Here is a 26,032-nt window from a genome sequence, read left to right on the forward strand (position 1 = left end):
ATATCATAGATAAAACTTAATTCACCCTATGAAGTAGAGGAGCAGATACGATGGAGATTACGTGGAAGCAATTTGTCATCAGCGATAATAAAGAACTGCTAGATTTAGATGTAATCAAAGGTTTCCTCTCACGAAGCTATTGGGCGAATAAACGACCGGAGGAGAGGACGTTGCGCGCGATCGAGAACTCTGTATGTTATGGCGTGTATGAGGGCCGTAAGCAAGTTGGCTTCGCTAGAGTCATAACTGACAACGCGACGATGTATTATTTATGCGATGTATTTATTGATGAAGACTACAGGGGAATGGGGATCGGCAAGAAGCTAGTTGATAGCTTGACTACTTCCGATGACTATAAAGATCTTGTAGGCTTGTTGGGGACAAAGGATGCGCACGAATTGTATAAGCAGTTTGATTTTGAGCACGATACGGAGCGATATATGCGAAGGATGCCTGATTATGTGAGGAACATGAAGCGGCATGAGTGAAACGACCACTATTTATATGATTAGACATGGCCAAACAACGTGGAACGTTGAGCGTCGCTTGCAAGGTCATCAAGATTCTCCACTAACGGAGTTAGGCATGAAGCAGGCTCAGTGGTTAAGTGATTCTCTGCAGAATGAAGAGATCGATATGATGTATGCAAGTTCAAGTCCCAGAGCGATCAAAACAGCAGAAATCGTTCGTGGTCATCGTAAGATTGCGATTATCGAGAGTGAAGCGTTGAAAGAAATTAACCTTGGCGACTGGGAAGGTAAACTGCAATCGGACGTGAAGGAAGGATACCCGGAGCAATTTGATCATTTTTGGAATCAACCAGATCGGTTCTATGTCCCTCATAGTGAAACTTTCGCCGAAGTGTCTGAACGGGCAATTGCCATGCTGCAACGAATCCAAGAAGCTCACGCGGGGAAATCAGTTGCCATTGTGACCCATACGGTAGTTGTGAAATTGATTATGGCATTTTATGAGCAACGGTTGATGAATGAGATCTGGCATCCACCGTATATACATCCCACTTGTTTGAGCAAAATTGTCATTACCGCAAAGGGTCCCCAGATTATGCTGCATGCAGATGTAAGTCATTATCAGGAAGCGCCAACGACCGACTAAGCAGATTGAATCATTCATTTCTCTATAGAAGGAGCTGAGCAGCGATGACCCTACCCATCAGAGAAGCAACCATTGATGAATCCGAACTCATATATCAGCTCATGATAGCATCTTTCAAAGAATACGACGGTAAGCTTAATCCACCCTCGGGTGCGCTTATGGAAACGGTAGACCGTACAGTCCATACGTTTAACATCGGTGGTGGAGCCGTACTTGCATGCGAAGGCGATAAGCTAGTCGGGTCAGCTAGGTATGAACCAGCAGCCGGTTATATGTATATTGGCAGGGTGTCCGTACTTCCTGAATTTCGGGGAAGGGGCATCTGCAAGGCGCTATTAACATTCGTGGAAAACAAAGCGCGAGATCAGGGACTTATGGAAACTCGTGTCGGAGTGCGACTATCCATCCCAGAGAATATTAGGGTGTACGAGCGGTTGCATTACGAAGTCATCGAGCACAAATTTTATCCGGATCGGACAGATAGTTGGTATGTCATGCGCAAAAAGCTATAAAGGTAAATGACTGCTAAGTTTATGCTAAAATAAGGTGGATCTTATTTTAGAATGAAGAGGGATTTCATGTATCGAATCATGATGGTTGAGGACGATGATAAAATTAGACGGATTGTCGCGGATACGTTGAAAAAGTGGCAATATGATGTGGTGGAAGTCACTCAATTTGACCAGGTTCTAAAGGATTTTCAGCAAACGGATCCGCATCTCATCCTTTTAGATATTAATCTTCCGGTGTTTGATGGATACTACTGGTGTCAGCAAATACGTGCGGTCTCAAAGGTGCCGATTATTTTCCTGTCATCCAGAAATCAGAATATGGACATTATTATGGCGATCAACATGGGTGGGGATGATTTTATCCAGAAGCCCTTTGATTTGGATATCCTAGTCGCCAAAGTCAGTGCGCTGATCCGCCGGAAATATACCTATCAGGAAGAGGAGAGCCTGCGATTCGTCCATCGGGGTTTGAAATTAAATGTCACCAATTCCACCATGGAATATAAAGGACAAGTGACGGAATTAAGCCGGAATGAATTCATTCTTTTACAGTTGATCATGCGGAATATTGGGAAAATTGTTTCACGTGAGGACCTCATGCAGGCACTATGGAATGAAGAGCAGTTCGTTGATGATAACACACTGACTGTGAACGTAAACCGGATGCGTAGGAAAATCGCTGCACTCGGACTGGAGGACTTCATCGTCACCCGGAAAGGAATGGGGTATTTGATCGAATGACCTTTCTGCGCTATCTTGCCTATGAAAAGTCTTATCTGTATCTCTATCTAGCTGGGTTCCTAATCCCAGCTGCTGTATTTTATACCGGTAGTCATGGTGAATGGGCATGGGGGACCTTCTTCTATGCCTTCGCTTTGTCCTCAATTGTTTTGCTGGGATTTTTATTATTTCGCTACCAACAGCATGTGCGTGTGATCCGACAAATGAAAAATGAGGATTACGAAAGCTTGTCGTTGGATGGAGAATTCGCCCGGCAACACATCGAGGAGATGAAAACACAGCACATCCATGAGTTGAATCGGATTCAGGAGAGGCAGCATGAGCATTATGATTTTATCGTTTCCTGGTTCCATGAGATCAAAACACCGATTGCGGTACTTCGTTTATTGCAGCAAACCGATATGGACGCTTCAAGTTTAAGGGAAGAGATCGCAAAGATCGAGAATTACGTCGATCAAGCGCTCTATTACGCCAAGCTGGATAGTTTTAACCAGGATTACGCGATTCAAAATTGTGATGTCATCCAGATATCGAAAGAGATCGTGAAGTCACATTCGAAAACCTTTTTCTCCAAAAAAATTCGCATTGGCCTACAAGCAGAAACGCTTGTGGTTCAAAGTGATCCGAAATGGCTGCAGTTTATCATTAATCAGCTTTTGACGAATAGTCTGAAATACACCGAACACGGCGGTGAGATTACGATATCCGTATTTGAAACGCCGCAAGAAAAACAGCTGCTGATTCGGGACAGCGGGATTGGCATTAGCCAAAAAGACCTTCCGCGAATCTTCAATCGCGGGTTTACGGGAGAAACAGGACGATCGCATCCAAAGTCGACCGGAATGGGTTTATATTTGGCTCAGCAATTATCGAACAAGCTCGGCCATTATATTGACTGCACGTCGGAGGCCTCTGTATATACCCAATTTATTGTTCATTTTCCGAAAGATGACGATCCGTACTTATCGCTGCAGCAAACAACGCAATGACTAGGTCATTGCGTTGTTGAACTTACAATTTTGTAGTAAATACTCGTAGAGGATAAATAAAACAACGTATAGATGGCGAAATACAGGATCAGGACCGCTGCAATAATCGATGTGATTTGCGGCATATCTTTGACTTCCGCCATGCTGGGATAAACTAAAAGAAACCAACTGTGCAGCATACCGAGGAGTACCGGAGGCAAGAACACAAATAACAGCTGCTTGCGAATGATCCCTTTTATTTCACTGTCATCGACGCCCATTTTTCGTAAAATGGCATATTGCCTTTGTTCTTCAGTCGCTTCTCGCAATTGCTTGAAATAGATGATGCTTCCTAAAGCGAATAAAGCGATAACCGCAAGAAATGCAATTGAAAATAGCAGCAAGGATGAACTTTCAATATCAATTGAATACATAACGACAAACGCTGCGTAGTAAGATCCAGGCATTTTTGAAACAAGGGCATACACTTTATCGGATAAAGCCATCGAATTTCTGGCATCTTTGATTTGATAGATGTCGAACGAGGCGAGGACTTCCCCTAACTTCAGTCTTGCGAATGCTTCATCGGAAATAATCATCATCGCAGGTTTCTTGCCTACATCGCTGTCTGCGTCCGTAGCCTTGCTTAGTAAAGCATAGTCTTTCAATTCAACGAGATTAAAAGTCGTTTCTTGCTTGAGTTTTACAGTGAATTTGGGTTGGTTGCCTTCGGTATACTTGATCGGATTAGGTACGCCTTGTGATAGGACAACCGCTTCTTGATCCTGTAAATTCACTTGGCTATTATCGCCGCGCAGGCTGACGACGTTATTAAATTGTGACTCTGGGACCAGAAGAATTTGTTCTGAGAAATTATTTAAATATCTGCGATCATAGGCGATTCCCCTGTCTGTAATCGGGCTTGCAGACAGCCCTTCGATCCGTTCATGATGGATGATAGGATGAGCTTCCTCGATGAGTTGTTCAATTTGCTTCTGGGTTTGTTCATCCTGCGATGTAAACGCAAGGTGGTTCGGAAATTCTCTCTCCGCCGAGTAAAAATGAGCTGTATAGTTAATCGAAACGAACCCAACCAAGAAAATGAGCAATGCACTAAATAATGAAATGAAGGTAAGATTCAACGTATTTCCACGAACTGAAAAACGCAGCGAGGAAATCCATAGCATCTTATTGCCTTCAACATATTTTTTCCTGAGGCTAATCTTCTCCAGCACCCAACCGAAAAATTGGCGGAAAAATAAATACGTCCCCCCGATCAATCCCACGGTTACGGCAATCATACTCATCAAGGTGTAATCCATCCAGAAAACTGAATCTCCCTTCCGAGTAATGAGAAAGAAGGCTGTTCCTAACAACAGGATGGATAATATGGCAAGCCATGCGGAAAACTTTAGCGGCTTCTCCATCTTTGCTTTGGCATGAAATAATTCCACCAGTTGGACCCGACGCACACTTACGTAGCTTTGGACACTAATAATGCCAATAAGGATTACGAATAAAAGAATAATCGATCCTACGGCCTCAATGGGGAAGGAAAAGGAAATGACCTCATCGTATTGCATCAGATTCATAAGCAGCATGCCAAAGAATTTGGACAGCAATCCCCCGATCAAAATCCCGCTGACGAGTGAAATCGCGCTTAGAAATAAAGTCTCTAGAAAGACCATCGAGGCAATTTGCCCTTCACTCATACCGTAAAGCAAATACATCCCAAATTCCTTTTTGCGCTGTTTCATAAAAAACGAGTTCGCATAAAGGATAAAGAAAATAATAAACAGGAATACGACAAAAGATGCAATGGACGCGCCAAGTTGGAAATTTTGTTTATGGTTAATGGCTGCTAGAATATCGTCGTTGAACATTAAGGATGAGAACGTAAAGTGAATAATAACCCCGATTAGCATGGAAATAAAATAGATCGCATACAGTCGGAAATCACGTTTAATGTTGCGCCATGACAGTTGAATTAAACTCATCGCCGGTCGCCCCCTATGGCGCTTTGAATCGTCAGGATTCGGTCGAAGAATTCTTTTTCTGATTGTTCTCCTTTGAACATTTCATTGACGACTTTGCCGTCACGGAGAAAAATGACGCGCCGGCAATAGCTCGCTGCATACGGATCGTGCGTAATCATCAGAACCGTTGCCTTAAAGGTTTGATTGAGCAATTGGATTTGTTCCAGCAGCTGGGTAGCGGACCGGGAATCCAGCGCACCCGTAGGCTCATCGGCAAACACAATCGCTGGATTGGTTATGATTGCGCGTGCGGCAGCCGTGCGCTGCTTTTGTCCACCGGAAATTTCAGACGGGTATTGCTGTAAAATCGATTCAATATTTAACGCTTCCATCAATTTCGCTAATCGCTGCTCCATTTCCGCGACAGGTGTTTTTTGCAACGAGAGGGGCAGCAGGATATTTTCTTTGACCGTTAAGGTATCCAGTAAGTTGTAATCTTGAAAAAGGAATCCCATTCGTTTTTGACGGAATTGTCTGAGGTCTTTCTTTTTCAAATCTAACAGTGATTTTCCCTCGATCCAAACTTCCCCGCCGGTAAAGGCGTCAATCGTGGAGAGCATATTCATTAATGTTGTTTTCCCAGAGCCAGATGGCCCCATTATTGCGGTGAATTCCCCTTGTTCAATCGTTAAATCAATATTTTTTAAAACTTGTGTTTTTCCATATGCTTTGGATAAGTTCTTAGTTTGAATGATCGTAGTCATGGTTTCGCCCTCCTTCACCACTTACTATACCGATTCATTTACTTGCTATCCATCGAACTACCAATCTCTAAGGTGACAATTTTGTCATATTGCAGGAAGACGTTCTGCAGAGCAGTATCATTTGTTGAATCGGGTCATAGGCCTAAAATAAGAAACGATTAACAAACCTACAGGTAAGAACAGCCCGATGGTTAGGGCAAACGGAGGCCATATGTTTGATGCGAAATCCCGGAAATAGACGATGTTAGGGTAAACGAGGAACGCGAGCGCAAACATCATAAGTGCACTCGGCACAATGAAAGGGCGATAGGTACGCAAGTTTAGAATCTGCGAAAGTCCAATCAGTGAACTGTAGAAGCACATAACGAGCTTGAAATAGATGGTGACAAACCAGATGACGGCGACCAATACTTCGATTCGTTGGATGAATCCTCCGACATGTATTTTTTTCGCTAATGTGTAACTGGGAAACGTATGACGTGATGTGAAATCCCAACCAAGTACGGCGATGCATAAAGTAGTAATGATAAGTATGAAAAGTCCACCCATAAGTCCTGCTTGGATAAATCCTTTGCTAGTCTTCAATTTGGTATGAATAGCTGGATAGATGACAAGAAAGACGACCATTTCCAAATAGGGAATAGAAAGAACGGACAAGCTTCCATGAATAATGGCTTTGGCGCTGGCTTCAAATAGAGGTGGCAAGCGCTCAATTTTAATTTGTGGAATCAGAAAGCAAATAAGCACACCGATAAACAGCAGTACCCATGGAAGAAACACTTCCCCAGCGCGTGCAAACACCTCTAAGCCCAGCCCTGCCCCCAACATAATAATCAACAGGAATACAAAGTGAATGACTTGGATCGGTGTCTCTGGCATGATGATAGTCGTAATAAAGTCACCGACATTGCGAAGAACCAATGAGGCTATGATGATGAAATAGAAATAGAAGATGATCCCGACACAAGTACCCAACCATTTTCCAAGAATGAGCTTACTGTACTCCATGATGGAATGATTCGGATACCGATTAGCTAAGACCATGTACAGGCACATCACCCCACATCCACTAACAATACCTAGAATGGCAGACATCCACCCATCTTGATGGGCATAAGCCGTAAGTACAGACGGCACGATTAGGATCGTACTTCCCAAGCTAAAAAGCAATACTAATATTTTAAATTGACGCAGACTAATTTTCTCATTATCGAACATCGCTGACTCCTTTGACTAACAACTACGTTAATAAAGCTGTGATCATTTTGCCCATGGGTCTGAATAGGTAGGTGATAACATCTAATGGATTGAGTACGGGCAATTGTAGATTCACTGCCATGCTGAATAGGGCAGAGGCACTGATGGATACAAGAAAGATCCAGAGCTCTTTATGCTGTTTCTTTTTTCTTAAACGAGGGACTTCAACCTTCAAAGCCCACAGCGAAACAAGCAAAATAATCAGACTCCATATCATGCGTTATCACTCCATTTGATTAAGAAAGGATTCAACAATCGAGCCAGTACGACGAATTCTGCTGTGTACAGTCACTTGCACGGGTAGATCCACAAAGGCTTGATCCCAGTTATCTTTGATGAGATTCCATTGCTTATAATTGGCACGATGGAGGGCGTTTCCGAATCCGAAAATATCTGATTTATAAGACTTCGCTTTGGCAACCGAGTCAAGGATCGTCTGCTTAATTTCTTCATTTAGCTGTTCTTCGATGGCTTGTATCGTATAGGTGGAATTTAAGTTCATTTTACAGGCTACCTCTCCGATATTCGCCTCGACTTGAACATTGACGAAGCCCTGAGGTTGATTATTTAGAAAGCTTGCTCTGAGTTTTGACCTCGTGCTCATCAGTTCTATGGACATTCGGCCTCCAGATTGACACGGAAGAGCAACAATCGTACTTTGAAGGTTACTCAGGGCATAGTTTAAGCCTTTGCTTTCTCTGTCCGTTAACCATCCAACAAACTGATCTTTATGGAATACACCTAGGCTTTTATACTCCAATGTTGCAGATGGGAGAACAGAATTTAAATTTTCGCGAGACTTTGCTAATTGCGGGTCCCCTTTGATATGAATACTAGAAAGGACGGGATCTTTCCCTTGATCCACTAAATCGAAAATAAGTTGATGCAAGTCAACATTTGTGGTAACTCCCCAATTTCTCTCGGAAGAGATGAGAGAAGAATAGAGCTTGTTAGCTGGAATTTTCTCAAGCGGTGTCAACACTTGTAAGATATCATTGGCTGTAGCATTTCTAGCTAGTAAAATATTGAAGTCCGAGCGCAGCTCATGATCTCTTGATAAGATATCCAGCACCTTGGAGATACCTTCTTCAGCCATTTCTTCTCCTAGGACAAGTATGCGCAGATGGGAAGAAAGGATTTTGCGCGGTGAGCTCATTGTCAGCTTACGAAATGACTCGAATATCGTATTTCCGCTACTCATCTGAAGTGTCACAACAGGCATTCGTTGCCCGGCGCCTCTATTTGACGCGATTTCTTCGGAGTTAAGTAATTGGACGGAAATACTATAATTATCCCCCTTTTTATCAATACCAAGGGCTGTTGCTATGGAAATCTGGTCAAGTTCCTTGCGATTCCAACACCCCGTTACGATCAGCATGATGAGGATAATAAGTACAGCTCGTTTACACATTCGTATCGATCACCTTCCCCAGATTTGGCTGTTCTCACTTAGGATTCTGGTTTCTGTGGGGGATTGTAGCTCTGTTTCTGCCTATTGTTTGGACTAATGAAATTAGGACGCTTCAATAAGGCCCATTGCGGGAGACGAATGACATTATCCTTCTGATCCTCTAAGTTGTAGGGAGCGAATGGAGCCAGATAGGGAACGCCAAAAGAACGCAAGCTGCATAAATGCAGGACCAAGGCAATGACGCCAATCAGGATCCCGAATAAGCCTAAAGAAGCAGCAAGCATCATAAGTGCAAAACGGATCATACGAATGGAAATCCCCAAGTTGAAGGAAGGGATAACGAAGGTGGAGATAGCTGTAATGGCAACAATAATGACCATCGCAGGACCTACTAATCCAGCTTCGACTGCAGCTTGTCCAATGACAAGCGCACCAACAATGGAAATCGCCTGCCCAATCGCTCGAGGCATTCTTATTCCTGCTTCGCGTAATATTTCGAACGTAACCTCCATGAGTAGTGCTTCTACAAACGCAGGAAAAGGGATCCCCTCTCGATGAGCGGCGATGTTTATTAGCAGCGTTGTCGGAATCATCTCTTGGTGAAAGGTCGTTACCGCAATATAGGCGGCAGGAGCCAGTAAAGCAATCAATAGGGAGAAATACCGGAGAATGCGGAGCAAGGAACTAATATCTGCCCGTTGGTAATAATCCTCTGCTGCTTGGAAAAAGTGTGTAAATACAGCAGGTACAAGGAGGACAAATGGTGTACCATCAACCAGAATGGCGACTCGCCCCTCGAGTAGTGCAGCTGCAACCACATCAGGCCGCTCTGTATTGAAAATAGTCGGGAATGGGCTGTAGGCTTCATCCTGGATAAGCTCTTCGATGTAGCCGCTCTCCAGGATTCCATCAATATCGATTCTAGCTAGGCGGGTACGTACTTCCTCGACAATCGTGTCCTCCACGATTCCCTTGATGTACATGATAGCAACATCGGTCTGGGTCACACGGCCAATCTGCCTGGTTTCCATCCATAGATGAGGATCTTTAATTTTCCTTCGAACCAATGCGGTGTTCGTGCGCAAGGTCTCAGAGAATCCCTCGCGAGGTCCTCTTACAACGGTTTGAGAGGAGGGCTCGGTGACCCCGCGATCTTTCCAGTCACGTGTACTCGCGCAGATCCCTTCGTTATAGCCATCCACTAAAATGACCGTATCGCCTGATAAAATCATATGATAGAGCGTTTTGAAGTCGGAAGTACTCGTGATTTCACCTATTTTTAATAAGTACTCTTTGATTAGAGGCAACGGGAGAATGTCGTCTAGCAAAGGAAGAACAATATCTCCTGACTTGTAATCACCCAAAAGAGAATCCAATATATCTCTGACATTCGCTAGTCCATTCATGTAAATAATGGCAGCCTTGCAAGAAGGGGTGGATGGAATCATCATTCTTCGAATAACAAGATCCGTGCTATGCCCCAAACCTTCACTTATCGTGAGCAGGCTCTCTTCAAGCTTATCAGGTATAGAGTGAATCATATTTACTGCGCTATTCGTTGCTGTATCTGGATGATGCTTTTGTTTCAGTAATTTTTGCATGAAGGTAAAGATGGAGTTCTTCATGAGCGAACCACCCTGATTTGTTTTTGTTACTATTACCGAATCTTGGGTATTTCACTCATGCCTTTTTTCTTTTCCGCCTCCAGATGTAGTAGAATAGAGCCACAGCAACAAGAAGGGGAGTCAAATCGTGACGACAAGAAGCTTTAACGATTATCAATTAAGTGAGGATATCACGCGTGCGCTAACCACATTAGGTTACACGCAGCCGACAGATGTACAGCATAAGGTGATTCCGATTGCGCTTCAGGAGCGGGACCTGACGGTCAAATCCCGCACGGGAAGCGGGAAAACCGCGGCTTTCGGCATACCGATCTGCGAGCTGGTGGAGTGGGAAGAGAATAGGCCGCAGGCACTCATCCTGACGCCAACCCGGGAGCTCGCCGATCAAGTGAAGCAGGATATGACGAACATCGGGCGCTTTAAGCGAATTAAGGCGGTGGCCTTGTATGGGAAGCAGCCATTTGCCAAACAGAAGATTGAGCTTCACCAGAAGTGCCACGTGGTTGTTGGTACACCAGGCCGCGTGTTGGACCATATCCAAAAAGGGACGCTGGACGTAGAGCGCCTGAAATATCTAGTTATTGATGAGGCGGATGAAATGCTGCGAATGGGCTTCATTGAGCAGGTAGGAGCGATCATTGATGAGCTGCCGACGGATCGGATGACGATGCTCTTCTCGGCAACTTTGCCCAAGGATGTGGAGCAGCTGTGCCATCAGTACCTGCGGGGGCCCATCGATATTGAGATCGAAACGCCGGAAGCGGCGAAGGTTCAGATTGAGCACTCTCTTATCACTGTCCGGGAGAACGAAAAGTGGCCATTGCTTCAGAATGTGCTCGTGATGGAGAATCCAGAGAACTGCATTATCTTCTGCCGGACACAAGAGCATGTCGATAAACTCTACACTCAGCTAGATCAGTTGGATTTCCCGTGTGATAAAATCCATGGCGGCATGGTTCAGGATGATCGTTTCCTCGTTATGAATGCATTCAAGCGCGGCGAGTTCCGATTCCTCGTGGCCACGGATGTCGCGGCGCGTGGGATCGATGTGGAGGACATCACGCATGTCATCAACTATGATCTTCCGATGGAGAAAGAGAGCTATGTCCACCGCATCGGAAGGACAGGGCGGGCAGGCAAGACGGGCAAGGCGATTACGTTCGTAACGCCGCATGAGGACAAGTTCCTGGCGGATATCGAGGGCTATCTTGGCTTCGAAATTCCAAGGAAGGATGCACCGGATTCCGAGGAGGTTGCCGCGAAGCAAGCTGCTTTCGATCAGAAGATGCAGGCGACGCCTGTCATCAAGCGGGACCGCAGCGACCAATTGAACAAGGGCATCATGAAGCTCTATTTTAACGGGGGCAAAAAGAAAAAGATTCGCGCTGTCGACTTTGTCGGCACCCTCGCTAAGATTGAAGGTGTCACCGCAGAAGATATCGGCATCATCACGATTCAGGATAATGTGTCGTACGTCGACATTTTGAATGGCAAAGGGCCGATGGTGCTCAAGATCATGAAGAACACAACCATCAAGGGGAAACTGCTGAAGGTGCATGAAGCGAATAAGTAGGGATGTGAACCAGAAGGCCTCATAGCTTTCTGGTTTTTTGTTGTGAGCTGTTACGTTGTTTTTCACGCCCACCTCGACATAGGAATCCCTGCCTAAGGTTAAAATATTACTCGAAAGGGTCAATTCTGTGACTTATCCATGAAACGCTCACAAGGTAGACTATAGAAAACACGACATGGGGTGAATTTCATGGCTAACCATATACAATCGCAAGCAGGTAGTATCCCAACAACTAAAGTGAAGCCGAAGCAGTCAAAGCAGCAAATTCGAGAGAATTTGGCCGGATATATTTTCGTTAGTCCCATGGTCATCGGCTTATTCGTTTTCACGTTATTTCCAATTATCGCTTCATTCTTCTTAGCCTTCACGGATTGGAACTTTGTTGCCGGGTTTTCGAAGGTGAAATTTCTCGGGTTGGACAACTTTACTAAACTAATTCACGATAGTGTATTTCTACTTTCACTCAAAAACAACATGATTCTGTTGGTCGTTGTTCCGCTAACACTCATCGTTTCACTGGTTTTAGCGGTGCTGATTGATAAACAAGTGTATTTCAAAGGTGTTTTCAAAGTTATTTACTTCATTCCATATATCTCCAGCGTAGTTGCTGTAGCGATCGTATTCCAAGTTCTCTTTCACCCAACGTACGGACCTATTAACCAAACATTAATCGATTGGGGAATTGCGAATCCGCCGAAATGGCTAGCTGATCCTGATTATGCATTGTACTGTGTAATGGGACTCATGGTTTGGATCAATATTGGGTACAACATGATTATTTTCATGGCAGGACTTCAATCCATTCCGAAAGATCTGTACGAAGCAGCTGATATTGACGGTGCATCGAAATGGAAGCAGTTCTACAGCATTACTGTGCCTTTATTATCACCAACTACGTTCTTCTTGCTCGTATCGGGCATTATTGGAACGTTCAAAGTATTCGATGTCATTTCCGTACTGACCAATGGTGGACCGGCTAACTCAACGAGTGTTGTCGTGTACCGCTTATACGAAACAGCTTTCGTGAATCTGCAATCTGGCTATGCTTCTGCTATGGCGATTGTGCTGCTGATTCTCGTTCTCTTAATTACGTTAATTCAATGGTTCGGCCAACGTAAATGGGTCAACTATTAAACTAGAATGGAGGTTAACACATGGATAACAATAAAAGTCTCAAAAAGATTATCGTAACGATTGTGATGGCCCTCTTCGGCATCCTGTTCATGACTCCATTTCTGTGGATGATATCAGCATCCATGAAGCCAGAAGCCGACGTATTCATCTTCCCGATACAGTGGATTCCTAAACATTTTAACCTGATTGAAAATTATAAAACGGTATGGACGACGAAATTCCCTTTATACTACTGGAACTCGATTAAGGTTTCTGTCATCACAACGGCCTTGTCTGTTCTTTTCTCATCCATGGCTGCTTACGCCTTCTCCAAAATTAAGTTCCGCGGCTCGAATGTACTCTTTATTCTCGTTCTTGTTATGTATATGGTTCCAAGTCAGGCGATTCTCGTACCACAATTTCTTTTGCTCCGTTCGATGCATCTGTACGATACGCATCTAGGACTTATTCTTCTAGGATCTTTCAGCGTACTGGGGACGTTCATGCTGCGTCAGTTCTATCTAGGTATCCATGATGAGTATATGGAATCTGCTAGGATCGACGGGGCTGGTCATGGCCGAATATTCTGGTCGATTTGTACACCGCTTGTGCGCCCTGGGATTGCAACGTATGCGATCCTGCGCTTTATCTGGACCTGGAATGATTACCAGAATCCATTGATTTTCTTGAGAACAAAATCGTTATTCACACTTCCGTTGGGGATTCACTCCTTTGCCGATTTAAATGGTGAATTCTACTCCCTGATCATGGCGGCTTCCGTTTCTGCTATCTTACCTTTGCTTATCATTTTCATCATTGGTCAGAAGCAAGTTATCGAAGGTATATCCATGGGTGGCGTTAAGGGTTAATCTCCGGTTTATAAGCAAGATGTCAAAATAAGAGTGCATGAGGTTAAAATATTGCCTCGTGTGCTCAAACTAAGTTTGTTACGATTCGTCATGTAAAGGTTTTCAGTTATCGCAGCATATACAAATATCTTCTTGGAGGGGTTTATATGAAAAAGAGTTTACTCGTATTAAGCGGTGTTCTAGCAATCAGTACTGCGCTTGCAGGCTGTGGCAGTAAAAGTGAAGATAAACCAGCTGAAACAGCTGGCGGTGCAGCAACTTCTTCAACGAAAGCACCTGTTACAATTAAAGTACAAGCATGGTATACAGAAGCGCAAGGTAACTGGAACAAAACTGTTGAAGCCTACAATGCAACTCACCCGAACGTTAAAGTTGTTTATGAGAGCATGTCCGAGAAAGGTGATTCCCAAGAAGGGATGAAAAAGCTTGATCTACTAGCTGCTTCCGGCGAGCAAATGGACGTTGTTATGTACTCCAGTGCTTCCGATTTCGCACAACGTGTAGGAGCAGGCATTCTTGAGCCGCTTGATGCTTACTTGAAAAAAGATAACATTGTAGTTAAAGATGAGTATAAACTTGATCCGGTTGTTAACGGTAAATACTATGCTTTGCCTGGTAAAATGATCGAGTGGTTCGTTCTTTTGAACAAAGATAAATTAGATGCTGCTAAGCTTCCAGTTCCAACAGAATGGACTTGGAATGACTATGCGGAATACGCGAAAAAATTAACTTCAGGCGAAGGCGCTGCGAAACAATATGGTTCTTACTTCCATAACTGGAAAGACTATGCGCTTCTTGGTTTGAACAACAACATGGATAACCCTTACCTTGTGAAATCTGATGGTACAGAAAACATTGATAACCCACAAGTTCGTTTCTCCTTGAACCTGCGTAACCAAATGGAAAACATCGATAAAACATCCGTACCTTACTTCGAAGTTGTTTCGCAAAAAATGGCTTACCGTGACGTATTCTACGCAGGTAAAACAGCGATGCTAGCAACGGGTAACTGGATGGTTGGTGAGCTAGCGCAAAACGCGAAGTTCAACACGGTATTTGCTCCATATCCGAAATATGATGCAAAAGATACAAACGGTCTAACTGAAGTAGGCGCTGACTTCATGGGTGTAGCAGCAAACTCCAAGAACAAACAAGCGGCTTATGACTTCGTTAAATGGTACACAACTGAAGGTATCCAAACACAAGGTCTGTTCTTCTCCGGTTGGAAAAAAGCAGATATTAACAAAAACGTAGAAGCAATCCTTGCAAGCGGCAAGCCAGATCAAGTTAAGTTCATCGACAAAACGTCCTTGCTATCTACTTTGAAAGTGAACAAATCTACAAAATTGGTTGTTCCTCCGACTTACGCTTTGCAACAAGAGAAAGAATACTTAACGCAAGTTGAGTTGTTCTTGACTGGCAAGCAAGATCTGGAGAAAACAATTTCTACAGCAAAAACAAAGCTTGAAGACATCAGAAAGAGCAATGCGAAGTAATCGGTAACGATTTCCATAGCTTTACTGTTATAATGAGTTGAGGAAGCAAGAGGAGGCCTATGGGCCCCTCTTTTTCCCATTTTCAACGGGAAAGGCGGGACACCTTGGTGCTGAACTGGCTTCGCACGTTATCCCTTCGCAACAAATTAATGCTTACGATTCTGACTTGTCTAGTTCTACCGTCGATTGTTTCAATGAATGTATCGATTTTTTTTACTAGAGATGCTGTGCGCACCCAAGTGACAGACAGCTCACGAGAATCCATGCGGATTGTGAATCAGATTGTTTCCAAGCAAATGAAGGACATGCTTTATATCATGAATTTCATGCAATTTGACGAGGATCTACAGGAACCCATTCTGAATTTAAGTCATGTGGATGCTAGCACCTCGATTGGGGACATTTTTGTAGCTAAAAATACAATTATTAAAAGACTCGGAACAGTCATGAGTCCGCTAGGAAATATGTATGTCACGTTACTACTCCCAAATGGGCAGTATGTGGCTACGTACACAACCATTAATTTCGATCCCAGAACCTTTATGGACAAAAGTTGGTTTCCAGAAGTCGAAGAGATATCTGGTTATAATGTGAAATGGATTGGCGCAGAACCTAACTACAGTAACGGGTCGAATCAGCCTTACTTATTGTCTGCAGCGAAGAAGCTGACGTTGAATGGATTGACAAAGGGGTATGTGATTGTTGGTCTAGAGATGAATACGCTGCAGCAGCTTTTCAATCAATATGAGAAGACGGAATCCATGGCGATCATTGATGAACAGGGACGAATCCTGGTAGATCGAGACAACTCGACGATAGGTCAAGCATTTCCCTATTACGACCAATTGCCTGATCAGGATGGTTCGGCTTTCGTGAAGGTAAATGGGGAAGATTACATCTTACTCAGCTCTCAGGTAACGACCGAATGGAAACTGGTAAATTTGACCCCGTATAAGAATGCTGCCCAACAAATCCAGTCATTTCGGAAAACGGACTTTATTATTCAACTCTTCTTTTTGATTTTGTTTGCTGTTGTGCTCCTTTATGTGGTAGGAACGCTGACTAAGCCTATCGCGAAGCTTGTACAAACGGTTGTCCGGATTGAATCGGGTCAGTTGAGTGAACGATCTAACATTAGTGGCGGGGATGAAGTCGGTCGACTGGGGTATGTATTTGACCGCATGATTGATCGCATCGAGCTGACACTCTTCGAGAATAAGCGAGAGCAGGAGCTCAAGCGGAAGGCTGAACTGGCGATGTTGCAGGCACAGATTAATCCACATTTTCTATTTAACGTATTGAACTCGATTCGGTTGAAAATCATGATGAAAGGCGACGAGGAGAACGCTGAATTGATCAGCTCATTGTCCGCTCTTTTGCGCATGACCATTAATCGGAATAACGCCTACATTTCGCTACATGAAGAGATCGGGATCAACGAACACTATGTGCGTCTTTTGAATTCGAGGCATGGCGATCGGGTTGTCCTGCGAGTATCCGCGCCTTCTGATACCCTTCTTATTCAAATTCCGCGATTCCTTTTGCAGCCACTTATTGAGAATGCGTATATTCATGGCCTCAAAAGTAAAGCAGGCGAAATAACGATTGCCTCCCGAATAATTGCTGAGGATGGCAGATTACAGGTGGAGATCAAGGATTCCGGTGTTGGTATGACGCCCGAGCAATTGTTGGCGCTTCGAGATCACTTAGAGGTTACACCGACAATAGCCGTAGAGGAAGAAGCAAGCAGTCCTGCCCTATCGGGGATTGGTTTACATAATGTATTTGAACGACTTCGGATGATTTATGGATATCGATTCGATTACGATATTGAAAGCAGTCTAGGACACGGCACTCAAATTACTTTGCGCTTTCCACAGCAACCAGAGAAGGAGGTGTGACCTTGTATACGGTTATGATAGTAGATGATGATATCCCGGTTCTTGAATTTTTGAAAACGACGATAAAATGGGAGGAGCTCGGCTATCATTTGACTGGCGTTTATGCCAATCCGTTGGAAGCCTTGAAAGCCGGGCAGCAAGCCAAGACAGATGTGCTGATCAGCGATATCGGGATGCCGGAGATCAATGGGCTGGAGTTGATCAAGTCCCTCCGTGAGGAGGATCCGAACGTGAAGGCCGTCATTCTTTCCTGCCACGACGAATTCCACTACGCGCAGGCGGCGGTTAAGCTTTCGGTGAGTGAATATATTTTGAAGGAAACGATGAACGTAACTAATATTACCGAAGTGTTAGTCAGGCTCAAAGAGCAGCTGGATGCCGAGGGTCGGCAGCAATCGAAGAGCCGCAAGCTCGAGAAAGAGGTGTCGCAGCAACGCGGCGCGTCTAAGCGCCAGTTCATCCGAAGCACGGTGAATGAGCCGCTATTTGATGCTGTTGAATGGAGTGCCAAAGCAGGTGACTTCGGCATTCATCTGAACAAGCATGCAGTACTACCTGTATTCGGCTATGCCAACCGGGTGAAAGAGGCGAATAGCCGGTTTCAATCGACCGACTTGTTCGAGTATACGATTCAGAATATCGTGGAAGAGCTGCTCGTGGATCAAAAGGAAGTGACCCTATTCACCTACGATACGGGAGAAATCGTGCTGCTATTCCCGCATTTCTCTGAGCTGCATGTGAACAATAGCCAGAAGATGGAGCAGACGCTTCGACAGTTGCAGTCCTGCTTGCAAAAGTACGCGAAAATCTCCTTTTCGTTCATCACCGGGACTCCGGTGAAGGATGTTCGGGCGTTGAAGGATCAATTGATCCGCATGGTAGAGGCCAAGACTATACGATTCTATATGCCAGAGTCCTCGATCAGCAAGCTTGAACATTTGCGGGAGGGATTCGGGGACGGGGGAGAGCTGCTCGCACAGTATGCTCAGGCGTTGGATGAATTCCGCAATGTGGTGTTCGATGAGCGTGTAGAAATGATTGATTCGTTCGTCTCGAAGTGGGTCGATTTTATCCAGTACAATCGATTCCGTCCCTTAGAGGTGAAGGACTGGCTGCTCAAAATGATTCTCGATGTGCGTATGCGCCTCAAGTCGCTGCAGCACTATCAATCGACGTTTTCTTCGGAGCTGCTGCACCACGATGTCCACGAGCTGTCCTCCATCCGCGAAATGGAGCTATGGCTCAAGGATTATTTGCAGCAGGCTATTCAGTGGGCGGGACAGGTGTACCGGGAGTCGCATAATCGTGAAATCCTGGAGTGTCAGCGTTTCGTGTATAACCATCTTGATACGAAAATATCACTGGAGGATGCCGCGGCGCATCTGCATTTGCACCCGAGCTACTTGAGCCGCTTGTTCAAGCGGGAGACTGGCGAGAACTTCATCGAATACGTGACGCGGATGAAGATGGAGAAAGCGAAAGAGCTATTAGAAATCACGGATAAAAGCGTGGAACAAATCTCCGACATGCTCGGCTATGAGAATAAGAACTACTTCGGCAAGCTCTTCAAGGCGCATACCGGCTTCGTGCCGAATGCGTATCGGGGGCAGACGAAGGGAAGCTAGCAATCCCCGCTGTGAAAGCACAAAATCCTGCCAAATGCAGGATTTTGTGCTTTTTTCAAGTGATAGCTTATTTACCTGTTCCGAAAAAACGCTCAGCCGCCTCGCCTACATGCTGCACAGTAAACGTAGCAGCCGTAGTAGAGCTTGCCTCACAGTTGCGGATCAAGATCGTGGTTCCGATTCCAGCCCGCAAACCTGCTTCGATGTCACTCTCTTTATCACCTATGATCACGGATGAGGCTGGATCCAGCTGGAACTCCTGGATGGCTTGCATAATCATACCCGGATTCGGCTTGCGGCAACATGCATCCAACTTGTATTCGCCGATGCCATGAACCGGGTGATAGGGACAAAAATATACTTTGGCTATCCGGATGCCGTGATCTTCGAATTGCCCGGCCATCCACGTCGTTAGCGCCCAAAAATCGTCCTCCGTGTAATATCCCCGTCCAATACCGGCTTGGTTAGTCACGATGATGAGTAAAAAGCCCGCTTGCTGAAAATGTAAGAGAGTCTCGAATATGCCTTCGTTAAACTCGAAATCCTCCACTTTGTAAACATACGATTTATCAAGGTTAATGACACCATCTCTATCGAGCAAAAGTGCCTTCGGTCTCATCCGTCCTCACCTCCGGTGCCAAGCTCGGACTTCGCACGCGCATAGTCTTCCGGAATACCCATATCGATAAAATAACCTTCACTAGGGAAGCCATACATGTTCAGCTTCTGTACGCCGGGATTTTGTAGAAATTGCTCAAACGAAAATTTGGCAGGCAGCTCGAAGGGATCCCACAAATCGGTACGAGCTACGTAGACACCACCATTAATCAACCCGGATTCACACATCCGTTTCTCCTGAAAGCTCAACACGCGACAGTCCGAGCTTACGATAACGGCACCATATCGGTCAAACTGTCTCATCGGTTTAAGTGAAAGCGTCAAGTCCGCAGCGCGGTCTTGATGAACCAGTACGAGCTGCGGGATATCGACGTGGAACATCGTGTCTCCATTTAATAACAGCACCTGATCGCCGGAAATTTGACTCATCGCCTTCTTAAGAGCCCCTCCAGTTCCTAGCGGTTCTTCTTCCACCGAATAGGCGATACTTATTTCTCCGAAGCGGTGGCCGAAATAAGAGCTAATGGTTTCATGTTTGTATCCTACCGCAAGTACAACCCTGCGAACCCCTTGCATCTCCAATCGCTCAAGAATATAACGAAGGAATGGTTTGCCCCCTACAGGAGCCATCGGTTTGGGTAAGTCCCATATAACCTCCCGCAAACGTGTCCCCAGTCCGCCAGCTAAAATGATTGCTTCCATAGGGTTAGAATCCCTTACCAAATATAGATTCTTCTACAATCGCGCACAAAATATGGCCAATCATAATATGCGCTTCTTGAATTCTCGGGGTTTCTTGGGATGGTATACGTATGCATATATCGCATAGGGCAGCCATACGGCCTCCCAATTCACCGGTCAAACCAATTGTCGTGATGCCCATAGCACGGCACATTTCTAAACCTTTGATCACATTGGGAGAGTTACCGGATGTGGAAATGCCAACAAATAAGTCTCCACTTTGGCCGTTAGCTTGAATTTGCCGTGCAAACAGCTGTTCATAACCGTAGTCGTTTCCGATTGCAGTAAGAATGGAGGTATCCGTCGTAAGCGCGATGCACGGCAGGCCGGGACGGTCGAAATAAAAACGGCTGACGAATTCGCCAGCAATATGCTGGGCATCGGCTGCACTTCCTCCATTGCCGCCGAGCATTATTTTATTACCTTTTCGGTAAACCTCAATCATTTTTCTTGCTGCCTGCTCGATTAAACTAAGCATAACGCTATCCTTAGCAATCGCTCGTTTAATCTCCATCGCCCGTAAAATTTCACTGCTAATATACGTCTTCAAACTTATACCCTCCATCCTTGCGTTCCGCTCTTGGTAAAATGGAATTGAAACACTTTACCTCCTAATTCGTTCAATCGCTGTACGACCTGTATGCGTTTGACGGGGTCCACGATAAACATCATAAATCCGCCGCCTCCTGCCCCGGATACTTTGCCTGCTAATGCACCGGCATTCATCGCCGTATTGTATATGAAGTCAATTCGTTCGTTCGTTATAGAGGCGGCCATCTTTTTTTTTGCGCTCCAGGATTTCCCCAAATGCTCAGCAAACTTGTTGATTTCTCCCTTTAAAATACATTCCTTAATCGCATAAGCCTCCGCTTTCAATATATGGGTCGCTTTTAGGGCTGACTGTTTTTTATCCCGTGTATTGCGGACTTGTTCGTCAATGATCTTGGCAGATTCCCTTGATGCTCCTGTGTAATATAAAATCATAGAGCTCTCCAATTCACTGATAATCCAGTTTTTTACCCGCAGCGGGTTCACAATGACCCGATTATTTTCGTAAAACTCAATAAAGTTGAATCCACCAAAGGTGGCTGCATATTGATCCTGTCTTCCGCCACCCCATCCAACATCGATACGCTCGATTTCATAGGCAAGTTGGGCAATTTCATATTCCCCGAGCGGCAGATTAAGCCATTCTACGTAAGCTTTCAGCATAGCGACTACCATCGTGGATGATGAGCCGAGACCGGATCCTGCGGGAGCGTCAGAATAGGTGGTCATCCGAAAAGAAAGCGGCTCGTCCTGCTTAAACTGTTTGACAATCCGGTTATACACGCCTTTATGCAAGCTTAGACAGCCATCCAACTCCAACCTTGGGAGAGCGACAGAATGGAATTCTTCATTGAGATCCGCAGCGACAAAAGTAAGGTTACCGTCATCGATGACCTCAATCGTACAATAGGCGTACAAATCAATCGTCGCATTGAGTACGCATCCTCCGAATAAGTCGCAGTAGGGCGACACATCCGTTCCGCCTCCGGCTAGTCCCAATCTTAAAGGGGCTTTAGATCTAATGATCATGTGCTTCCTCCGTTCATTGTTGTCCAATATACTTCTTAACCAATTCAGCATATGTTCGAATAAGACAACTTGTATGGACGGATGGTGCAGAGTCAAATATTTTCCACCCTCCGTGTTAGTTGAAAATAAACGTTTGTCCCATTCACACCTTTTACAGAGGGAATAGTATAGCTATGTGATAATGATGTGCGCCGGGAGGTATTGTGATGAAGCTAAAGGCTAGGAGACAGAAAAGAAAGATATTGGGGTCTACACGCGTGCGTAAGCTTCGTAGATATAAAGCAGGCCGGCGATTTGTGCTCAAACGTGGAAAATCCGTACGTGCTCGATGGAAGAATCGGAGAAGACGGTCAGTTATGAAACTTTATAAACGCAACAGGATCGGTCGTTTGAAACGTCGGCGGATCCATAAAGGATTACGACTCGTGAATAAGCTGGTGGTACCGAGCTCTTCTCATCCACTGGTCAGTATTATTATTCCGGTTTACAACAAATGGGATTTCACTTACAAATGCTTGGTGTCCATCGTTAAGAACACACATGGAATTCCTTATGAGATCATCGTGATGGACGATCATTCAAACGACTTAACAGCCCGATTAGGACATTTCGTCAAACATGTCACTGTCGTCCGCAATAAGGTGAAGAGGGGCTTTGTTTATAATTGCAATCATGGGGCAGCGATTTCCAGAGGAAAGTATGTATTATTTTTAAATAACGATACTGTAGTGACTCCCGGCTGGTTGGCGCATCTGCTGTCTTTACCCGAGAAAGATCCAACCATCGGAATTATAGGCTCCAAGTTGATTTATCCGGACGGAAGACTTCAGGAGGCCGGCGGTATTGTCTTTAGTAACGGGTATGCATGGAATTACGGTCGATTAGATAACCCGGATAAACATGAATACAACTATGTCAAGGAAGTAGATTATATCTCAGGGGCATCGATCATGATTCGTAAAGACGTATGGAATAGAATAGGTGGTTTTGACCAGCATTTTGCACCTGCTTACTCAGAAGATGTGGACATTGCATTCAAAGCAAGACAACAAGGCTACAAAGTTATCTACCAACCCAAATCCGTTGTCGTGCACTACGAGGGAGTATCACACGGCACAGACCTTAACTCCGGAATAAAGAAATATCAGGTGATTAACCAGCAGAAATTTATAGAAAAATGGGCAGGCGTATTGCAGCGGGATCAACTTGCTAATGGTGAGCACCTCTTTTGGGCAAGGGAACGCTCAAGAAATAAAAAGACCATTCTGGTCATTGACTACGGCGTTCCAAGTTTCGACAAAGATGCGGGCAGCCGAACGACGTTTATGTATCTGAAACTATTTGTTGATATGGGCCTTAATGTAAAGTTCATACCTGACAACTTCACCAAACTGGAACCTTATGGTTCTGAACTCGAACAGCTAGGCATTGAGGTTCTTTATGGACCACAGGACCGCAGGTACTATGAGCATTGGATAGTCAAGCACAAGAACTATATTGATTATGTCCTGTTGAACCGGCCTAACATTTCAAATCAGTATATCGATCTAATTAAAGCCCATACCCGTGCGAAAATTCTTTATTATGGCCATGATATGCATTATATTCGTGAGCTGAAGCGATTCGGATTGGAGAACAACCGCGAACTGCTTCTAGCATCCGAGTTCTACAAAAGGCTGGAGTTCGACATGTTCAGCAAAGCGGATACCGTTTTGACCTGCAGCGACTCAGAAAAACGAATTATCGAAGGGAATTTTCCGAATAAAAATGCTGTATTGCTTCCGGCCTACTACTTTGACCATACGATACCGACAACAAGGCAGTGGAGTGAACGCAACGGTCTGCTGTTTGTTGGCGGCTTCAGCCATAGTCCTAACACCGACGGTATTTTGTGGTTTTGTCGGGACATCCTGCCTATTGTGCGACAAGCCATACCTCATATCCACTTGTTCATCGCTGGTTCCAACCCAACGCCCGATGTAATCGGATTACAGTCGGATCGGATTACTGTCACCGGATTTATACCAGACCATGTGCTTAAAGAGCTGTATGGAAACACTAGAATTGCCGTCATTCCTCTTCGGTACGGCGCAGGCGTGAAAGGTAAAACAGTGGAAGCCATGCGCCATCAGATGCCGGTAGTTACGACAAGCACGGGGATTGAAGGGCTGCAGAATATTAGGCAGATGATTGAACCTAAGGACAACCCTCATGTATTCGCCGAGGAAATCATCCAGTTATATCACAATGACGGTCTATTAGCGCATAAGGCCGAACAAAGTAAGGTGTACGTGGAAACGTACTTCTCCAGAGCAAGAGCCTTAGAGAGTATGAAATCAGCTTTATAGTGCAGGATAAAAATATAGGAAAACGATAAAAAGTGACTGAAAGTTTCGACTTTCAGTCACTTTTTTGTTTTTCACACCCTTTTAGCAAAATAACGTTCCATAACAGCTGGATGATTCCCAGTAAAAGGCGTCGTCACGATGTCATATTCGATACGATCAGCCGGTTTCCCTAAGTATTGATCGACATCACGGCGGCGGTTATCGTTCGCTTTAACTTGGGAACCGAAAGCATAATGGTAATGGAAGGCTGAAATCGGCTCAGCCTTATTGGGAATTTCCCACATGAAACGTCCGAATAGATGCACTTTGCAGTGATTCTTGGCATCGTCGTACCGTATGCCAATATGATTGCGCCACATGAACCATTTATTTACAGACCAGTGTTCGTCGTTCGGTGCACTTAATCGTAATGTCTGGGGATTCATCCAGAATTGCACCCACGGGAATGAGATGGCATCCGCCTCTTTCTGGGACATAAGCCCAGGTAAGGCATCACGGAAGCTATCATCCATGATCTCATCTGCATCGATCGCCATAATCCAATCTCCAATAGCCTGGTCGACTAGGAAATTCCTTACGATGGACTCGTTCCAATCATCGGAGTAGGGTAAGCCCGTCTGCTTAATATGGAATAGCCGAATATTCGCGCGGTTTTTCCACTGATTGATGATGCTTACACTGTCGTCGGTGCTTCCTCCGTCCACAATAAGAATTTCATCCGCATAGGAAGCGACACTTTCTAGAAACAACGGGAGGAACTTTTCCTCATTCAAGATCGGCACAATGACCGAAAGCTTGGGCTTCGGCTCCAATAGCGGAGCGTGTGGAACATTCAGCGGTTCATAAGCGAAAGGAACGTTTATTAAAGGAGGAGGAGGCCGCTTTGCCTGGGGAGTCGATCGCAAAGATTTGCTTGTTCGCAGGCGTTTTTTAACTTTTCGCAGTAGACGCTTGCGAAGTTTTATGGTTCGTAAAGGACGCTTGCGTAATTGTATTGTTCTCCGAATTCGTTTCATTTTGATCCCATTTTTACTGCGGCTTCTTTTAAGCAGCTTTTGTTTCCGGTTCGTTTTGGCCGCCTTTCTAGCTACCTGCCGGAGAACTTTTTTCATTGAGCACCTCCTTCGCGGTAATGGTTGGAACGATCTACAATATCACAAATTGGTTACATGGCCATTCCTGTAATCCAACTTAGTATATTCAGGTACCTCTGCCTACGAATGGACGAATAACTACATATGAGTTTTTGTCGGCCCAATCGCAGCTAAAGAAAACAAAAGTGGATACCAAAACAAAGGAGCTAAGCACATATCTGCTTAACTCCTTGTTCATTCATGTATCCATATTGGGATTTATTCTGGGATATGTTCGTTGGAGCTTTCGTAAGCATTGAGGATCGCACCTAGCAGACCAGGGAATCTTTCTTCTAAATCATCTTTTCGTAATGACAAAAATCGCTGGGTGCCTTGCACGCGGACATGAACGACACCTGCTTCACGCATGGTTCGTACATGATGAGACAAGGTCGATTTAACGACGGTCACATCAATGCCGCCGCATGTGATTTCCCCTTGTTTGTGAATTTCTGAGACAATGGATAAACGGACGGGATCGCTTAGCGCATAGAGGACGGACGAGAGATGCATAGCCTCTTTGTCTGGGTGAAATAGTACTTTCAAGATGCTTCCTCCTCGTTAAAGCGTAGTGATTGCATTTTACCACATTGCGTGATATATTTCTATTGTTCGATAACAATCGAATTAAAGGAAACAAGTGCGATAACTGCATGTCATAAGCAAA

General features: G+C 44.8%; 24 protein-coding genes. 12 read left to right on the plus strand and 12 right to left on the minus strand.

The annotated features are described in order from the left end of the window. Window positions 1-50: 50 nt before the first annotated feature. From AC58QG_RS20405 to AC58QG_RS20425, 5 genes are all read left to right on the plus strand, one after another. Complete coding sequence (locus tag AC58QG_RS20405) at window positions 51-488, plus strand: GNAT family N-acetyltransferase (protein WP_497363968.1); 438 nt, start codon at window positions 51-53, stop codon at window positions 486-488. Further along, window positions 481-1,116, plus strand: a complete 636-nt coding sequence (locus tag AC58QG_RS20410) for a histidine phosphatase family protein (RefSeq protein ID WP_497363969.1) — start codon at window positions 481-483, stop codon at window positions 1,114-1,116. Before AC58QG_RS20405 ends, AC58QG_RS20410 begins: the two co-directional genes overlap by 8 nt. Before the next feature lie 44 nt (window positions 1,117-1,160). After that, complete coding sequence (locus tag AC58QG_RS20415) at window positions 1,161-1,628, plus strand: GNAT family N-acetyltransferase (protein WP_497363970.1); 468 nt, start codon at window positions 1,161-1,163, stop codon at window positions 1,626-1,628. Window positions 1,629-1,694: 66 nt separating this feature from the next. Beyond that, window positions 1,695-2,369 (plus strand): response regulator transcription factor, encoded by a 675-nt coding sequence (locus AC58QG_RS20420; RefSeq protein WP_497363971.1) that lies wholly within the window; start codon window positions 1,695-1,697, stop codon window positions 2,367-2,369. After that, window positions 2,366-3,358 carry a sensor histidine kinase gene (locus AC58QG_RS20425; RefSeq protein ID WP_497363972.1) on the plus strand — a complete coding sequence of 331 codons (993 nt, stop codon included), beginning with the start codon at window positions 2,366-2,368 and terminating at the stop codon, window positions 3,356-3,358. The genes AC58QG_RS20420 and AC58QG_RS20425 overlap by 4 nt, the downstream gene beginning before the upstream one ends. Window positions 3,359-3,363: 5 nt before the next feature. Here the strand turns inward: AC58QG_RS20425 and AC58QG_RS20430 are convergent, their stop codons facing one another. The 6 genes from AC58QG_RS20430 to AC58QG_RS20455 all read right to left on the minus strand — a co-directional run bounded on the left by AC58QG_RS20430 (window position 3,364) and on the right by AC58QG_RS20455 (window position 10,370). After that, window positions 3,364-5,334, minus strand: coding sequence for an FtsX-like permease family protein (locus tag AC58QG_RS20430; RefSeq protein WP_497363973.1), 1,971 nt, complete (start codon window positions 5,332-5,334; stop codon window positions 3,364-3,366). Continuing rightward, window positions 5,331-6,077, minus strand: a complete 747-nt coding sequence (locus AC58QG_RS20435) for an ABC transporter ATP-binding protein (protein WP_497363974.1) — start codon at window positions 6,075-6,077, stop codon at window positions 5,331-5,333. Before AC58QG_RS20435 ends, AC58QG_RS20430 begins: the two co-directional genes overlap by 4 nt. A gap of 117 nt (window positions 6,078-6,194) precedes the next feature. Then, window positions 6,195-7,295: a GerAB/ArcD/ProY family transporter gene (locus AC58QG_RS20440; RefSeq protein ID WP_497363975.1), complete on the minus strand. Its 1,101-nt coding sequence runs from the start codon at window positions 7,293-7,295 to the stop codon at window positions 6,195-6,197. Window positions 7,296-7,317: 22 nt separating this feature from the next. After that, window positions 7,318-7,551, minus strand: a complete 234-nt coding sequence (locus AC58QG_RS20445; RefSeq protein ID WP_497363976.1) for a hypothetical protein — start codon at window positions 7,549-7,551, stop codon at window positions 7,318-7,320. Window positions 7,552-7,557: 6 nt separating this feature from the next. Continuing rightward, on the minus strand, window positions 7,558-8,745 hold the full coding sequence (locus tag AC58QG_RS20450) for a Ger(x)C family spore germination protein (RefSeq protein ID WP_497363977.1): 1,188 nt from the start codon (window positions 8,743-8,745) through the stop codon (window positions 7,558-7,560). A 38-nt stretch (window positions 8,746-8,783) separates the two neighbouring features. Further along, window positions 8,784-10,370, minus strand: a complete 1,587-nt coding sequence (locus AC58QG_RS20455) for a spore germination protein (RefSeq protein WP_497363978.1) — start codon at window positions 10,368-10,370, stop codon at window positions 8,784-8,786. A gap of 127 nt (window positions 10,371-10,497) precedes the next feature. Between AC58QG_RS20455 and AC58QG_RS20460 the strand changes: the two genes are divergently transcribed. The 6 genes from AC58QG_RS20460 (at window position 10,498) to AC58QG_RS20485 (ending at window position 18,947) form a co-directional block, all read left to right on the plus strand. After that, complete coding sequence (locus tag AC58QG_RS20460) at window positions 10,498-11,943, plus strand: DEAD/DEAH box helicase (protein WP_497363979.1); 1,446 nt, start codon at window positions 10,498-10,500, stop codon at window positions 11,941-11,943. A 189-nt stretch (window positions 11,944-12,132) separates the two neighbouring features. Then, window positions 12,133-13,077, plus strand: a complete 945-nt coding sequence (locus AC58QG_RS20465) for a carbohydrate ABC transporter permease (RefSeq protein ID WP_497363980.1) — start codon at window positions 12,133-12,135, stop codon at window positions 13,075-13,077. Between the two features lie 20 nt (window positions 13,078-13,097). After that, window positions 13,098-13,925: a carbohydrate ABC transporter permease gene (locus AC58QG_RS20470; protein ID WP_497363981.1), complete on the plus strand. Its 828-nt coding sequence runs from the start codon at window positions 13,098-13,100 to the stop codon at window positions 13,923-13,925. Window positions 13,926-14,071: 146 nt separating this feature from the next. Continuing rightward, the gene (locus tag AC58QG_RS20475) at window positions 14,072-15,421 is read left to right on the plus strand and encodes an ABC transporter substrate-binding protein (protein ID WP_497363982.1); all 1,350 of its coding nucleotides are present in this window, start codon (window positions 14,072-14,074) and stop codon (window positions 15,419-15,421) included. Window positions 15,422-15,528: 107 nt separating this feature from the next. After that, window positions 15,529-17,322 carry a cache domain-containing sensor histidine kinase gene (locus AC58QG_RS20480; RefSeq protein ID WP_497363983.1) on the plus strand — a complete coding sequence of 598 codons (1,794 nt, stop codon included), beginning with the start codon at window positions 15,529-15,531 and terminating at the stop codon, window positions 17,320-17,322. A 2-nt stretch (window positions 17,323-17,324) separates the two neighbouring features. Next, window positions 17,325-18,947 carry a response regulator transcription factor gene (locus AC58QG_RS20485; protein ID WP_497363984.1) on the plus strand — a complete coding sequence of 541 codons (1,623 nt, stop codon included), beginning with the start codon at window positions 17,325-17,327 and terminating at the stop codon, window positions 18,945-18,947. Between the two features lie 67 nt (window positions 18,948-19,014). Here the strand turns inward: AC58QG_RS20485 and AC58QG_RS20490 are convergent, their stop codons facing one another. From AC58QG_RS20490 to AC58QG_RS20505, 4 genes are read right to left on the minus strand one after another with little or no spacing between them, the layout of a single operon-like run. Beyond that, entirely contained in the window at window positions 19,015-19,566 is a 552-nt protein-coding gene (locus AC58QG_RS20490; protein WP_497363985.1) for a D-glycero-alpha-D-manno-heptose-1,7-bisphosphate 7-phosphatase, read from the minus strand. After that, complete coding sequence (locus tag AC58QG_RS20495; RefSeq protein ID WP_497363986.1) at window positions 19,563-20,267, minus strand: nucleotidyltransferase family protein; 705 nt, start codon at window positions 20,265-20,267, stop codon at window positions 19,563-19,565. Before AC58QG_RS20495 ends, AC58QG_RS20490 begins: the two co-directional genes overlap by 4 nt. A gap of 4 nt (window positions 20,268-20,271) precedes the next feature. Beyond that, complete coding sequence (locus AC58QG_RS20500) at window positions 20,272-20,856, minus strand: D-sedoheptulose-7-phosphate isomerase (protein ID WP_497363987.1); 585 nt, start codon at window positions 20,854-20,856, stop codon at window positions 20,272-20,274. A gap of 2 nt (window positions 20,857-20,858) precedes the next feature. After that, window positions 20,859-21,884, minus strand: coding sequence for a GHMP family kinase ATP-binding protein (locus AC58QG_RS20505; protein ID WP_497363988.1), 1,026 nt, complete (start codon window positions 21,882-21,884; stop codon window positions 20,859-20,861). Between the two features lie 356 nt (window positions 21,885-22,240). Here AC58QG_RS20505 and AC58QG_RS20510 point away from each other — a divergent pair, with 356 nt between their 5' ends. Continuing rightward, a complete protein-coding gene (locus AC58QG_RS20510) occupies window positions 22,241-24,232 on the plus strand; it encodes a glycosyltransferase (protein ID WP_497363989.1) in 1,992 nt (663 codons plus the stop codon). Window positions 24,233-24,303: 71 nt separating this feature from the next. Here the strand turns inward: AC58QG_RS20510 and AC58QG_RS20515 are convergent, their stop codons facing one another. Further along, window positions 24,304-25,344, minus strand: coding sequence for a glycosyltransferase (locus AC58QG_RS20515; RefSeq protein ID WP_497363990.1), 1,041 nt, complete (start codon window positions 25,342-25,344; stop codon window positions 24,304-24,306). 240 nt (window positions 25,345-25,584) lie between these two features. Next, window positions 25,585-25,911, minus strand: coding sequence for an ArsR/SmtB family transcription factor (locus tag AC58QG_RS20520; RefSeq protein WP_497363991.1), 327 nt, complete (start codon window positions 25,909-25,911; stop codon window positions 25,585-25,587). Window positions 25,912-26,032 lie beyond the last annotated feature (121 nt).

It is taken from the genome of Paenibacillus sp. J22P169, assembly GCF_059691995.1.

Excerpts from the sequence above, each read along its gene's own strand:
- AC58QG_RS20445 (WP_497363976.1), bottom strand. The coding sequence starts at position 7,551 with ATGATATGGAGTCTGATTATTTTGCTTGTTTCGCTGTGGGCTTTGAAG.
- AC58QG_RS20420 (WP_497363971.1), top strand. The coding sequence starts at position 1,695 with ATGTATCGAATCATGATGGTTGAGGACGATGATAAAATTAGACGGATT.
- AC58QG_RS20515 (WP_497363990.1), bottom strand. The coding sequence starts at position 25,344 with ATGAAAAAAGTTCTCCGGCAGGTAGCTAGAAAGGCGGCCAAAACGAAC.
- AC58QG_RS20495 (WP_497363986.1), bottom strand. The coding sequence starts at position 20,267 with ATGGAAGCAATCATTTTAGCTGGCGGACTGGGGACACGTTTGCGGGAG.
- AC58QG_RS20510 (WP_497363989.1), top strand. The coding sequence starts at position 22,241 with ATGAAACTTTATAAACGCAACAGGATCGGTCGTTTGAAACGTCGGCGG.
- AC58QG_RS20470 (WP_497363981.1), top strand. The coding sequence starts at position 13,098 with ATGGATAACAATAAAAGTCTCAAAAAGATTATCGTAACGATTGTGATG.
- AC58QG_RS20430 (WP_497363973.1), bottom strand. The coding sequence starts at position 5,334 with ATGAGTTTAATTCAACTGTCATGGCGCAACATTAAACGTGATTTCCGA.
- AC58QG_RS20440 (WP_497363975.1), bottom strand. The coding sequence starts at position 7,295 with ATGTTCGATAATGAGAAAATTAGTCTGCGTCAATTTAAAATATTAGTA.
- AC58QG_RS20425 (WP_497363972.1), top strand. The coding sequence starts at position 2,366 with ATGACCTTTCTGCGCTATCTTGCCTATGAAAAGTCTTATCTGTATCTC.
- AC58QG_RS20415 (WP_497363970.1), top strand. The coding sequence starts at position 1,161 with ATGACCCTACCCATCAGAGAAGCAACCATTGATGAATCCGAACTCATA.
- AC58QG_RS20465 (WP_497363980.1), top strand. The coding sequence starts at position 12,133 with ATGGCTAACCATATACAATCGCAAGCAGGTAGTATCCCAACAACTAAA.
- AC58QG_RS20450 (WP_497363977.1), bottom strand. The coding sequence starts at position 8,745 with ATGTGTAAACGAGCTGTACTTATTATCCTCATCATGCTGATCGTAACG.
- AC58QG_RS20475 (WP_497363982.1), top strand. The coding sequence starts at position 14,072 with ATGAAAAAGAGTTTACTCGTATTAAGCGGTGTTCTAGCAATCAGTACT.
- AC58QG_RS20410 (WP_497363969.1), top strand. The coding sequence starts at position 481 with ATGAGTGAAACGACCACTATTTATATGATTAGACATGGCCAAACAACG.
- AC58QG_RS20490 (WP_497363985.1), bottom strand. The coding sequence starts at position 19,566 with ATGAGACCGAAGGCACTTTTGCTCGATAGAGATGGTGTCATTAACCTT.
- AC58QG_RS20405 (WP_497363968.1), top strand. The coding sequence starts at position 51 with ATGGAGATTACGTGGAAGCAATTTGTCATCAGCGATAATAAAGAACTG.
- AC58QG_RS20435 (WP_497363974.1), bottom strand. The coding sequence starts at position 6,077 with ATGACTACGATCATTCAAACTAAGAACTTATCCAAAGCATATGGAAAA.
- AC58QG_RS20505 (WP_497363988.1), bottom strand. The coding sequence starts at position 21,884 with ATGATCATTAGATCTAAAGCCCCTTTAAGATTGGGACTAGCCGGAGGC.
- AC58QG_RS20455 (WP_497363978.1), bottom strand. The coding sequence starts at position 10,370 with ATGAAGAACTCCATCTTTACCTTCATGCAAAAATTACTGAAACAAAAG.